Source organism: Bradyrhizobium neotropicale (assembly GCF_001641695.1).
GTDB lineage: Bacteria > Pseudomonadota > Alphaproteobacteria > Rhizobiales > Xanthobacteraceae > Bradyrhizobium > Bradyrhizobium neotropicale.
Genome location: NZ_LSEF01000063.1, coordinates 148,599 through 160,746, shown reverse-complemented (window position 1 = coordinate 160,746; position 12,148 = coordinate 148,599). Strand labels below are relative to the sequence as shown.

Sequence of the window (12,148 nt, the reverse complement as noted above, 5' to 3'; positions counted from 1 at the left end):
TCGGCTTTTCGGGAACCATGTCCTCACCACCAGCCACACCGTCCGCCGAGCGCCCTCTCAGTGCCGGTGCCATCGCCCTGATGCTCATGCTGTGCCTGACCTGGGGGTTCAACCAGATCGCGGTGAAGCTGGTGTTGCCGGACATTCCGCCGATGCTCCAGGCGACGATCCGCTCGATCGGCGCGCTGCCGGTGCTGTTCATCATCGGCACGCTTCGCGGCGTCAAATTCTTCGAGCGCGACGGAACGTGGAAGCCCGGCCTTGTGGCCGGCCTGATGTTCGGCGTCGAGTTCGTGCTGATCTACCAGGGTATCCGCTTCACCTCCGCATCCCGTGCGGTGGTGTTCCTCTACACCGCGCCGTTCTTCGTCGCGCTCGGTTCCTATCAGGTGCTCCGCGAGCGGCTTGGCGGATCGCAATGGCTCGGGCTCGCCGTGAGCTTTGCCGGCGTCGCGCTCGCGATCGGCGTGCCGCAGCCGGATGTCGATACCAAGGTTCTGCTCGGCGACCTCATGATCGTCGGCGGCGCCGCGCTGTGGGCGGCCACCACGCTGGTCGCCAAGGCAACGCGGCTCCGCTTTGCGGCGCCCGAGAGGGTGCTGAGCTATCAGGTCGCGACCTCGATCCCGATTCTGGGTGGGGCGGCCTGGCTGTTTGGCGAATCGATCACCCACACGCCGGCGCCGCTGTCCCTGGCGCTGCTCGCGTTCCAGGCGATCTGGGTGGTCGGAACCACGTTCACGCTTTGGTTCGCGCTGGTGAAGGCCTATTCGGCCAGCAAATTGTCGGCTTTTACCTTCATCACCCCTTTGTTTGGCGTGGTGGGTAGTTATTTCATCATGCATGACAGCCTGAGCCTGGCTTTCGGGGCGGCCGCCCTCCTTGTAATTGCTGGGCTTTTTCTGGTTAACCGTCCCAGCCAACAGGCTGCGGCGCCGCGCGATGCATTGCTGAACGTCACCAAAACCTGATATTTGGACCCCATGAACAAGCTCGAAAACACCATCGATTCCGACATCGCGGGCCCCGCGCCACGGCACCGGACCACCCAGGTCAAGGTCGGCAACGTCGCCGTCGGCGGCGGCGCGCCGATCGTCGTGCAGTCGATGACCAACACCGACACCGCCGATATCGACGGCACCATCGCCCAGGTCGCAGCGCTCGCGCGCGCCGGCTCCGAAATGGTCCGCATCACGGTGGACCGCGAGGAGGCCGCCGCCGCCGTTCCGCATATCCGCGACGGCCTGCTCAAGCGCGGCATCACCACGCCGCTGATCGGCGACTTCCATTATATCGGCCACAAGCTGCTCGCGGCCTATCCGGCCTGCGCCGAAGCGCTCGCCAAGTATCGCATCAATCCCGGCAATGTCGGCTTCAAGGACAAGCGCGATACGCAGTTCGCCGACATCATCGAGATCGCCAACAAGAACAGCAAGCCCGTGCGCATCGGCGCCAATTGGGGTTCGCTCGACCAGGAACTGCTGACCAAGCTGATGGACGAGAACGCGGCCTCCGCCAATCCGCGCGACGTGCGCGCGGTGACGCGCGAGGCCATGGTGCAGTCGGCGCTGCTCTCGGCGGCGCGCGCCGAGGAGCTTGGCATGCCCAAGGATCGCATCATCCTCTCCGCAAAAGTCTCGGCGGTGCAGGATCTGATCGCGGTTTATCAGGATCTCGCCAGCCGTTCCGACTACGCGATTCATCTCGGCCTCACCGAGGCCGGCATGGGCTCGAAGGGCATCGTTGCCTCGTCCGCGGCGCTCGGCATCCTGCTTCAGCAGGGCATCGGCGACACCATCCGCATTTCGCTGACGCCGGAGCCCGGCGGCGACCGCACCCGCGAGGTGCAGGTCGGCCAGGAACTGCTGCAGACCATGGGCTTCCGCACCTTCGTGCCGCTGGTTGCGGCCTGCCCGGGCTGCGGCCGCACCACCTCGACCACGTTCCAGGAACTGGCCCGCTCGATCCAGGATTTCATCCGCGACGAGATGCCGACCTGGAAGACCAAATATCCGGGCGTGGAAGAGCTCAACGTCGCGGTGATGGGCTGCATCGTCAACGGCCCCGGCGAATCCAAGCACGCCAATATCGGCATCTCGCTCCCCGGCACCGGTGAAGCGCCGGCCGCGCCGGTGTTCGTCGACGGCAAGAAGTTCCGCACGCTGCGCGGCCCGACGATCTCCGCCGACTTCAAGGCGCTGGTGATCGACTACATCGACCAGCGCTACGGGCAGGGCGCAAAGGTGCCGGCGCCCGCGGCGGAGTAAAGCGTCGCTCGAACAGTTAGGAGTCGCGGNNNCTTTTTGCGCGTTGGGCCCGTGCGAGACGACCGGCTCTAGCCCGGATGGAGCGCAGCGAAATCCGGCCACCTCGCCTGAGGCGGGACGACTGTTCCGGGATTGCGCTGCGCTCCGCCCGGGCTACGATGTCCCCAATCAAGACGATCGGGAGACACGCCATGAGCTCACTCGCCGGCAAGCAGGGTCCGCGCTATCGCCACACGGCCGACGCCGGCGCACCGTATGAAACGATCGCCGTCGAAAAGCTCACGCCCATCATCGGGGCCGAAATCACCGGTGTCGACATCGGCAAGCTCGTCTCGGACGGTGCGCGCTCCAACCGGCAGATGGACGAGATCCATCGCGCGCTCGCGGAGAACCTCGTCATCTTCTTCCGCGACCAGCAGATCACGCCGCAGCAGCATCTCGCCTTCGGCCGCAAGTTCGGCGAACTGCATTTCCATCCCGCTGCGCCCCACGAGGACGAAGATCCGGCGCTGATGAAGATCTACGCCGACCAGAACTCGCCGCGCGCCAATGGCGAAGGCTGGCACTCCGACGTGTCCTGCGATCTCGAGCCCCCGATGGGTTCGATCCTCTACATCAGGCAATGCCCGCCGCGGGGCGGCGACACGCTGTTCGCCAACATGTACGCGGCCTATGACGCATTGTCGGATCGCATGAAGACCTACCTCGACGGCCTGACCGCACTGCATGACGGCGAGCCGATCTATCGCGGGCTCTATGCCAATTACGGCGTCACCGACCGTCCTTCCTATCCGCACGCGGAGCATCCCGTGGTGCGCACGCATCCCGTCACGGGCAAGAAGGCGCTCTACGTCAATCGCGGCTTCACCCGCCACATCAACGGCATCCCCCGCGACGAGAGCGACGCGATGCTCGCCTATCTCTACCAGCACGCCGAAAACCCGCTGTTCCAGTGCCGCTTCCGCTGGACCGAGAACGCCATCGCCTTCTGGGACAACCGCTGCACCCAGCATCGCGCGATGTGGGATTACTGGCCGCACACGCGCTCGGGCACGCGCGTAACGGTGAAGGGTGAGCGGCCGGCGTGAGCGCAGCCGCTGCCATGCGCTGCCGCGCTGATCTCGGTTGAGATCGGTGCTCGCAGCCTAGCCCGAAAGGGCTAGGTCAGGGGTCGCCCATGCGAGTTATAGAATCCGCGATCCGCTGAGCCCTATGATGCTGCATCAGAATGGGCCATATCACCATGCGACAGGTGATAGTGGACGCGGCGAGACATGAGAGCATCGTCATTCGCAATGATGACGGGAACTCGACTTGTGAAAGTGCCGGCTCGCGCGTCAAATCGGATCACGTGCCACTTCCGCCGAGGACGATGAGGCGTCCGGCGGCTCCCCTATGGTTTGCCGCCGCCCTCGTGGCGATGTGTGTTTCGAACCCGCCGGGGTCAGGCAGCGCGCACGCGCAGTCCAATGGCATCGCAGGCGATTCCCAGCAACCCGGACAGGCAAAGCCGGGCGATGCGGGCGAGGCGCGTCAGGCCGGAGATCAAGAGCAAACGCCGGAGATCCTTGCCAGCGAGCCCGCGACAACGCGGCGAGATCTCGAATCGCTGCAGGACTTGCTGAAGAAGGAGCGCGAGGAGCGGGTTCAGGTCGAGAAGGTCTTGCAGAAGTCGCTGGAACAGGAGCACGCGCGGGCCGCACGGTTGGAGCGCGATCTTGCGGCGGCTCGTCATGATGTGGAAACGCTGGCCGCACTGGCGGTCAAGGCAAACGATGAAGCGGCGAAGCTGAAGCAGGCCCCGCAAAGCGGCGCGGCGGATTTGCAGAAGTCGCTGGAGCAGGAGCGCGAGCGAGCTGCGCGATTGGAGCAGGACCTTGCGGCCTCCCGTCGCGACGTGGAAAAGCAGGCCGCATTGGCGGCCGAGGCAAGCGATGAAGCGGCGAAGCTGAAGCGGGCCCCGCAAGGCGGCGCGGCGGACCTGCAGAAGTCGCTGGAGCAGGAGCAGGCGCGGGCCGCGCGGCTGGAGCAGGACCTTGCGGCCTCCCGTCGCGACGTGGAAGCGCAAGCCGCGCTGGCGACCAAGGCAAGCGATGAAGCCGCGAAGCTGAAGCAGGCTTCGCAGAGCGGCGCGGCGGACTTGAAGAAGTCGCTGGAGCAGGAGCAGGCGCGGGCCGCGCAGTTGGAGCAGGGCCTTGCGACGGCCCGTCGTGACGTGGAAAAGCAGGCCGCATTGGCGGCCGAGGCAAGCGATGAAGCTGCGAAGCTGAAGCAGGCTTCGCAGAGCGGCGCGGCGGATTTGAAGAAGTCGCTGGAGCAGGAGCAGGCGCGGGCCGCGCAGTTGGAGCGGGACCTTGCGACGGCTCGTCGTGACGTGGAAAAGCAGGCCGCGCTGGCGACCGAGGCAAGCGATGAAGCTGCGAAGCTGAAGCAGGCTTCGCAAAGCGGCGCGGCGGACCTGCAGAAGTCGCTGGAGCAGGAGCACGAGCGAGCTGCGCGACTGGAGCAAGATATTGCGGCGTCCCGTCGTGACGTGGAAACGCAGGCCGCGCTGACGGCGAAGACAGGCGACGAACTCGCCAGGCTGAAGCTGACGACGGAAGCCGGCGCCGTGGAACTGCGCCGATCGATGCAGAAGGAGCACGAGAGAGCCGATGCATTGGCACAGGATCTCTCGATGGCGCGCACCAAAATCTACGCGTACGAGGCTCAGGCGGCCAAGGCCAATGACGAAGCAGCCCAGCAGAAAAAGTCGGAGGCAGGCGATACCGCTGAATTGCGGCAATCACTCCAACGAGAGCAGCAGCGCGCTGGGCAACTGGCTCGTGATCTTGCAATAAAGAGCCGCGAACGCGATGCGCAGGCCGCCGAAGCGAGTGCGCAAGTCGCCGCGATGAAGCAGGCCGCGGAGCAGGCTGCGACCGAGCAACGTAGCCTGCTGCAGCGGGAGCGTGGCAGGGCCGAGCAACTGGAGAAGGATCTCGCATCGGCGCGCCGCGACATCGGTGCGCACGCCGCGAAAGTGCCGTCCGCTGCGCCTCAGGCGGTCACCGCGGGCGCCACTGGCCGCGCCGCGCCGGAGGCGCCGGCGCGCGCGCCGGTGCGACCAACCGAGAGCCAGGCCACGGTGGCGCGTACTCCGGCTAACGCCGAGGTCCATCTTAACGACGGTGCGCAAGAGGCGAGACTGATCGCGCGGGCACGCTTGCTGGTTGAGCGCGGAGACATCGGTGGTGCGCGGATCGTGCTGGAACGCGTCGCCGAGATGGGCAGTGCCCAGGCAAGTTTCGCGCTCGCTGAGACCTACGATCCGCGGATCCTCTCCACCTGGGGAACGTACGGAACGCGCGGCGATGCGACCAAGGCTCGCGATCTCTACGCCAAGGCAGAGGCCGGGGGAATCAAGGAGGCAAAGGCGCGATTCGATGCGCTGCGTCGATAGATCCTCGCGGCAAGGACGAACGCACCGAAGGGGTGTTATGCAAAGGAGCTGGTCGATGAAAAGGTCTATCGGATTGCGTCCGCTGTTGTTGCTTGCGGCCCTGGTGCCGTTGCTCCTGGCCTTTCAGCCGTCCCCAGCGGATGCGCGGCCGCAGCACGTTCAGTCTCACAAGGCTCGCCAGATCCGGGCTGAACCACCCCGGATCAAGCCCGAAATACAGGCAATGAACGCCTGGACCGTGGGCCTCGCCGGCGGTCTTCTCGAGGGCGCGCCGATCCGCCTGGCCGCGGAGATTGCCCGCGTGGTCGATGATGGCGACAATCTGCACGTTCTGCCGGTGGTGACGCGGGGGGCCACGGAAAATCTGAACTCGCTGCTGTATTTGCGCGGCATCGACGCGGCGATCATCAATTCCGACGCGCTCGAGGAATACAAGAGCCAGGTGCCGGACATCCAGCAACGGATTGCCTATGTGTTGAATTTGTTCCCGTCTGAACTGCATATCTTCGTCCGGCCGGAGATTCAGAGTCTGAGTGACCTCGCCGGCAAGAAGGTGAACTTCAACAGCCAGGGTACGGCCGCGGCCTATTCAGGACCGCTGATCTTCAGTCGCCTCGGCATCGATGTCGAGAAGACGTTCATTCCGCACCAGATCGCACTCGAGCAGATGCGCAAAGGCGAGATGGCGGCCGTCGTCTTCATTACCTCGAAGCCGGTCGACGCGTTTGTGAAAGGCCGCTTCGAACCGGGCTTCAAGTTCCTGCCCGTGCCGTATGAGAGCAAGTTCGAGGACTATTATCTTCCCGCAGCTCTCGATGCGGCCGATTACCCAAATCTGATCAAACAAGGTGATCGCGTGGTGACGATAGCCGTGCCGACCGCTCTCGTTGCCTTCAATTGGCCGGCCAACACGAATCGTTTCGACCGGGTTGCACGCTTCGTCGATCATCTGTTCTCGCGTATCGACAAGCTGCAGGGGCCGGGCTTCGATGCGAAGTGGAAGTCGATCAACCTCGGCGCGACGGTGCCCGGTCTCACGCGCTTTCCTGCCGCGCAGGCGTGGATCGATCGCCAGCCGCGCACGACACAGGCATCGCAATGACCAGGCTCGCCGCCCCGCTCCTCGTTGCAATCGCCGCCATCAACGGCATTGCCCTGGCGCAAGGGACGGAAGATCCGATGGCACAGCTTCGTGCCTGTTCCCAGTTGGAACGCGAGGCGCGTCTGGAGTGCCTCGACAAACTGTCGCAGGCGGCCGCGCCGTCCCGTCGCGAAGCGTCGAGAGCGGATAATTGGACGATCAGCCAGACGACGTCTCCCGTCGACTATTCGCCGATCGCGACCGCGACGACATCACCGCGCGCCGGTTCGGTCGAATCATCCATGAAGCTGTCGATCCGGTGTCGCGGCGGGCGGACCGAACTGTCTCTCACGGCGCCCGGCATCTCCGGCCGGGGCGACGACTATGTGATTTCCTATCGCGTCAACGACGGTCAGCCGGTGCAGGTTGCGGCAGCCGTGCCGGCATTAGGCTCCGGCGTGGCAGTCGCAGGCGATGTTGTCCGCTTGTTGCAGTCGCTTCCGGACAACGCGGACCTTGCTGTCCACCTCGCGCCCCGCACCGGGGCCGCCCATGACGCAAGGTTCTCCCTCGCGGGGCTGGATGCGATGCGCGCGAGGATGGCCGCGATCTGCAAATGGCCGCTCGCTGTCGCAAGGCCGGGCAATTGAGAATGGTGTTCTTATTTTTCAGGAATGGAGAAGTGCAATGTGTAGTTTTGGATCTGTTACGAAATTGATTGCGATGGGTGCCGTCGCTTTTCTGGCGTCCACGTCATGCACGGTGGCGCAGCATAAATACTGGACGGCGAACGAGCAGCCCGCGACTTACCGGGCGGGCGAGGTTCGGAAAGCCGAAAAGCCGCGAGCCGCGGCCGAGATACGCAAGCGTGCTGCATTTGCGCGCATGCACAGTCCGGCGGCGCCGAAGGAGAAGGAGCATCGTCTGATCCTGCAGGTGAACACCAACGATCCTGCCGCCATGAATCTCTCGCTCAACAACGCGACGAACGTGGCCGAATACTACAAAGGCCTTGGCGAAAAGGTGAAGATCGAGGTGGTCACGTTCGGCCCGGGCCTGCACATGCTCCGCGACGATACCTCGCCGGTGAAGGCTCGCATCGAGGAGATGGCCCTCAGCGCGCCCGAAGTGTCGTTCAAGGCCTGCGGCAACACCCAGGAGAAGATGCAGAAAGCCGAGAACAAGCCCATACCGATCATCAAGCAGGCCGAGGTCGTGAAATCGGGCGTCGTGCGCGTGATCGAGCTGCAGGAAAAGGGATGGACCTACGTGAAGCCGTGAGCTGGAGGATTGGCTTGCTCTGAACCCTCTTGAGCGAGTGCGGTTGGCGCAGAAATCGCGCACAAATCCGGGTCAGGCGGGCGGCGGGCCGCGCCGGCAATCCATTGACGTCTCGCATCCGCTACGCCAAGCTCCGGGAAAATCAAAAACAATCCCGGAGGATTCGCTATGCTCCGCGCCGAGGACAACACATTCCTGACCGAGTCGGGTGCCGGAACGGGCATGGGCGAACTCTTGCGACGCTTCTGGATTCCCGTCCTGCTGTCCGAGGAGCTCCCCGAGCCCGACGGCGAGCCGAAAAAGATCATCGTTCTCGGCGAGGAGCTGCTCGCCTTCCGTGACTCGCGCGGCGTCGTCGGCGTCATCGACCAGTACTGCCCGCATCGCGGCGCCAATCTCTGGCTCGGGCGCAACGAGGAATGCGGCATCCGCTGCGTCTATCACGGCTGGAAGTTCGACACGGACGGTCGCTGCGTCGACATGCCGACCTCCTATCCCGATCTCAGCGCCAAGGACCTCATCCGCATCAAATCCTATCCGGTGCGCGAATGGGGTGAGATGATCTGGGCCTATATGGGTCCCTTGGAGGTCATGTCCGAGCTGCCTGACCTCGAAATGGCGCTGCTGCCGGCCTCCCACCGCTACGTCAGCAAGAAATGGCAGGACTGCAACTGGGTGCAGGCGCTGGAGGGTTCGATCGACACCGCGCATTTCACCTTCGCGCATCTCTCCTTCGACAAGGAGGAGGACGAGATCTTGGACATCAAGAAGCACTTTGTGAATCCACTTGTGCGCATGAACACCGACCACATGCGCTGGATCGCAGAGGATCCGCGCCCGGTGATAAAGGTCAGTCCGCACGATGCCGGGTTGACGATTGCCGGCGGTCGGCTCACCGGCGGCGACAATATCTACTGGCGCATCGCGCAGTTCTTGATGCCGTTCCACGCCTACGCGCCGAGCGCGATGCCGGGCGAAAACATCTTTGGCCAGACCTTCGTGCCGGTGACAGATACCAATTGCTGGATCTACACCTATGCCTGGAATCCGGAGCGGCCGCTGACGCAAGCCGAACGCGAGGCCTATGACCGGGGCAATGGCGTGATTGCGGAGGTCGACGACAATTACGTGCCGCTGCGTCACAAGGGCAACGACTATCTGATCGACCGCAGGCTCCAGAAGACCAAAAGCTACACCGGCATCAAGGGCGTGTCCGAGCAGGACGCCGCCGTGCAGGACAGCCAGGGCCCGATCGCCGATCGCACGCGCGAGCATCTCGGCCCGACCGATCTCGGCATCATGCATTTCCGCAAGACCGTGATGGATCTGGCGCGCGCGCTGCAGCAGGGCGAGGCGCCGCCGCAGGTCGCGCATCAGGATCGCTACGCGGTGCGGTCCGGCGCCTGCGTCACCAGCAAGGCCAAGGACCTGCCTGCGGTGATGCTGGAACGCTTTGGCGATATCGCGGGTTTCGTCGGCCGGCCGCGGATAGCAGCGGCGGAGTAGGACTTGTCGTTGCGGGGCATCGTCGCAGCCATCGTCGTTCTGCTCGTCGCGCTGGTGTTCTCGCCGACCGACCGCGGCTACGCCGCGCATGCGCGGAAGGTCACCAAAGCCAGGCCAAAGGCGCCAGCGCCGGAGAAATGCGAGCCGCGCAAATTCCGGATCATCCTGGATGTCGGACATACGCCGGAGTCGTTCGGTGCGACCAGCGCGCGCAACGATACCGAATTCGGCTTCAACTTCCATTTGGCGAATCTGATCGGTGAGAGATTGAAGTCCGAGGGGTTTGCCGCGACCCGGGTCCTCGTCACGGATGGCAAGGCGAAAGCGAGCCTGTTCAAGCGGGTTGCCGCGGCGAACGCCGCGCATGCCGATCTCGTCCTGTCGATCCATCACGACTCGGTGCCGGACAAGCTGCTCGAAGAGTGGGAGTTCGAAGGCGCCAGGAGCTGGTTCAGCGATCGCTTCAGTGGCCATTCAGTGTTCGTCTCGGAGCGCAATCCGAGGTTTGCCGCCAGCCTGGCGTTCGCCCGACTTGTGGGCAAGGAGCTGAAGAGCCGTGGTTTGCAATATGCGAGCCAATACAGCCTGCCGGTGATGGGACGCTATCGCCGCCAACTGCTCGACAAGGACGTCGGCGTCTACCGCTATGACGCCCTCATCGTGCTCGCCCAGACCCGAAGCGCCGCGGTGCTGCTCGAGGCCGGCTCCATCATCAACCGCGACGAGGAGATGGCGATGAACTCGCCCGAGCGGCAGGAGCTGATCGCGGCAGCCGTGGCAGCGGCGATGGGGGAGTTCTGCGAGAAGCGGTAGGCGGCGGCTCAACCATCGTCATTGCGAGCGCAGCGAAGCAATCCAGAAACTTGCCGCGGTGGCAGTCTGGATTGCATCGCTGCGCTCGCAATGACGGGGTAACAGTGTCGGTCATCCTCACCGCCATCGCCCTTGCCTACAGCGGCGCCCCCCGATACTCCCTGTTCGCCAGGCTCGCCTCCTCCAGGTCGAGATCGCGCTCGATCCGGCGGCGTGTCTCGTCGGTGATCTGGCCGTCGCGCAGGAGGTCGTGGATGAACTTGCGCTCGGCGACGATCAACTCGCGGGTCAGTGCGGTGCCGGCCGCGGAGACATCGTGGTGGGCGGGATCGAGCGAGTCCGGGAGCTGATTGACGCGGATCTCGTGGCGCGCGCGCAGGAGCCGCATCACTTCCTCCGACACCTCCTTCTCCGCCGTCAGCGTGTCCAGCGATTGCAGGGCGGCATCGAGCGCCTGGCGCCGTGCCGCTATCTCGGCCTCGTGCTCGGCGATGTGCTCGCTGCGTCCGGCATCGGCGATGCCGAGCCATCGCACCACCGTGGGCAGCCCGAGGCCGATGCCGACCAGCGTGATGAAGATGACGCCAAAGGCGACGAACAGGATCAGATCGCGGAACGGAAAGGCCTCGCCGCCCGGCAGCGTGAACGGCAGCGCCAGCGCCGCCGCGAGCGAGACCGCGCCGCGCACGCCGGTGAAGGCGAGGGTGAACGCCCATTGCCAGGGTGGCGACGGATCGCTCGCGCGCAGCGACCGGCTCAGGATCCGCGGCAGATAGGTCGCGGGAAAGAGCCAGGCAAAGCGCGCGATGACGACGATCACAACGACCACGGCGGTCGCGATCATGATCTCGTCGAGCGGGAATGCCTTCGACTTCTCATAGAGTGCGCGCATCTGGAAGCCGGTGAGCAGGAACAGAACGCCCTCGATCAGATAGATGATGAGATCCCAGAAGAATATGCCTTGCAGACGCGTCGTCGAGGAGATCAGCAGCGGGCCGTTCCAGCTCACATACAGGCCGCAGGCCACCGTAGCGATCACGCCGGAGCCGCCGACGTGTTCGGGCAGCCAGTAGGAGACATAAGGCGTGATCAGCGACAGCGTGAGCTCGACCTGTGGGTCTCTGGACCACTTGCGGAAACGCAGGGAGAGCCAGCCGACACCGATGCCGAAGGCGATCTCGCCGGCGACGATGAGAGAAAACTCGCCGGCCGCGAGCGGCAGCGAAAAATGCCCGACCATGATCGCGGCGAGCGCGAAGCGATAGAGGATCAGTGCGGTGGCGTCGTTGGCGAGCCCTTCACCCTCGAGCACGACCAGGATTCGGCGCGGCATGTTCAGCCGGCGCGCGATCGCGAGCGGCGCTACCACGTCGGGCGGCGCGACGATGGCGCCGAGCAGGAAGCCGATGGTCCATGGCAGGCCGATCAGGTAGTGGGTGGCGGTTGCCACCATTGCCGCGGTGAAGATCACCGCGCCCACCGCGAGCAGCACGATCGGGCGAAGATTCTTTTTGAACTCGCGCCAGCTCATCGCGACGCTCGCCGAATAGATCAGCGGCGGCAGCACCATCAAGAGCACCAGTTCCGGTGGCAGCTCGACCGGCGGCATACCGGGCACGAAGGCAAGGCCGACGCCGGCCAGCATCAGGAGAATGGCCGGCGCGATGTTGAAACGGCGTGCGGCGAGTGCCGTGCCCGCCAGCACGGCGAGCAGGATGAGAAAGGTCTGAAACTGCGCTGCGATCATGGCCTGTCTTC

10 protein-coding genes are annotated in these 12,148 nt (G+C 64.6%); 9 read left to right on the top strand and 1 reads right to left on the bottom strand.

Going from position 1 to position 12,148, the window contains the following annotated elements; genetic code table 11:
- Window positions 1-17: 17 nt before the first annotated feature.
- The 9 genes from AXW67_RS22045 (at window position 18) to AXW67_RS22005 (ending at window position 10,390) form a co-directional block, all read left to right on the top strand.
- Complete coding sequence (locus AXW67_RS22045; RefSeq protein ID WP_027549911.1) at window positions 18-971, top strand: DMT family transporter; 954 nt, start codon at window positions 18-20, stop codon at window positions 969-971.
- 12 nt (window positions 972-983) lie between these two features.
- Window positions 984-2,267: a flavodoxin-dependent (E)-4-hydroxy-3-methylbut-2-enyl-diphosphate synthase gene (ispG, locus tag AXW67_RS22040; protein ID WP_063679532.1), complete on the top strand. Its 1,284-nt coding sequence runs from the start codon at window positions 984-986 to the stop codon at window positions 2,265-2,267.
- A gap of 191 nt (window positions 2,268-2,458) precedes the next feature.
- Window positions 2,459-3,355, top strand: a complete 897-nt coding sequence (locus tag AXW67_RS22035; protein ID WP_063679531.1) for a TauD/TfdA dioxygenase family protein — start codon at window positions 2,459-2,461, stop codon at window positions 3,353-3,355.
- A gap of 140 nt (window positions 3,356-3,495) precedes the next feature.
- Window positions 3,496-5,709, top strand: a complete 2,214-nt coding sequence (locus AXW67_RS22030; protein ID WP_245315660.1) for a hypothetical protein — start codon at window positions 3,496-3,498, stop codon at window positions 5,707-5,709.
- A gap of 55 nt (window positions 5,710-5,764) precedes the next feature.
- The gene (locus AXW67_RS22025; RefSeq protein ID WP_145927780.1) at window positions 5,765-6,811 is read left to right on the top strand and encodes a TAXI family TRAP transporter solute-binding subunit; all 1,047 of its coding nucleotides are present in this window, start codon (window positions 5,765-5,767) and stop codon (window positions 6,809-6,811) included.
- A complete protein-coding gene (locus AXW67_RS22020; protein WP_027549906.1) occupies window positions 6,808-7,440 on the top strand; it encodes a hypothetical protein in 633 nt (210 codons plus the stop codon). Before AXW67_RS22025 ends, AXW67_RS22020 begins: the two co-directional genes overlap by 4 nt.
- A gap of 73 nt (window positions 7,441-7,513) precedes the next feature.
- Window positions 7,514-8,071, top strand: coding sequence for a DsrE family protein (locus tag AXW67_RS22015; protein ID WP_145927772.1), 558 nt, complete (start codon window positions 7,514-7,516; stop codon window positions 8,069-8,071).
- Between the two features lie 168 nt (window positions 8,072-8,239).
- On the top strand, window positions 8,240-9,577 hold the full coding sequence (locus AXW67_RS22010; RefSeq protein ID WP_063679529.1) for a Rieske 2Fe-2S domain-containing protein: 1,338 nt from the start codon (window positions 8,240-8,242) through the stop codon (window positions 9,575-9,577).
- Window positions 9,578-9,580: 3 nt separating this feature from the next.
- On the top strand, window positions 9,581-10,390 hold the full coding sequence (locus AXW67_RS22005) for an N-acetylmuramoyl-L-alanine amidase (protein ID WP_063679528.1): 810 nt from the start codon (window positions 9,581-9,583) through the stop codon (window positions 10,388-10,390).
- Window positions 10,391-10,526: 136 nt separating this feature from the next.
- Here the strand turns inward: AXW67_RS22005 and AXW67_RS22000 are convergent, their stop codons facing one another.
- The gene (locus tag AXW67_RS22000; RefSeq protein WP_145927771.1) at window positions 10,527-12,137 is read right to left on the bottom strand and encodes a Na+/H+ antiporter; all 1,611 of its coding nucleotides are present in this window, start codon (window positions 12,135-12,137) and stop codon (window positions 10,527-10,529) included.
- Window positions 12,138-12,148: the final 11 nt, after the last annotated feature.

Excerpts from the sequence above, each read along its gene's own strand:
- AXW67_RS22025 (WP_145927780.1), top strand. The coding sequence starts at position 5,765 with ATGAAAAGGTCTATCGGATTGCGTCCGCTGTTGTTGCTTGCGGCCCTG.
- AXW67_RS22035 (WP_063679531.1), top strand. The coding sequence starts at position 2,459 with ATGAGCTCACTCGCCGGCAAGCAGGGTCCGCGCTATCGCCACACGGCC.
- AXW67_RS22015 (WP_145927772.1), top strand. The coding sequence starts at position 7,514 with ATGGGTGCCGTCGCTTTTCTGGCGTCCACGTCATGCACGGTGGCGCAG.
- AXW67_RS22045 (WP_027549911.1), top strand. The coding sequence starts at position 18 with ATGTCCTCACCACCAGCCACACCGTCCGCCGAGCGCCCTCTCAGTGCC.
- AXW67_RS22000 (WP_145927771.1), bottom strand. The coding sequence starts at position 12,137 with ATGATCGCAGCGCAGTTTCAGACCTTTCTCATCCTGCTCGCCGTGCTG.
- AXW67_RS22010 (WP_063679529.1), top strand. The coding sequence starts at position 8,240 with ATGCTCCGCGCCGAGGACAACACATTCCTGACCGAGTCGGGTGCCGGA.
- AXW67_RS22030 (WP_245315660.1), top strand. The coding sequence starts at position 3,496 with ATGGGCCATATCACCATGCGACAGGTGATAGTGGACGCGGCGAGACAT.
- ispG (WP_063679532.1), top strand. The coding sequence starts at position 984 with ATGAACAAGCTCGAAAACACCATCGATTCCGACATCGCGGGCCCCGCG.
- AXW67_RS22020 (WP_027549906.1), top strand. The coding sequence starts at position 6,808 with ATGACCAGGCTCGCCGCCCCGCTCCTCGTTGCAATCGCCGCCATCAAC.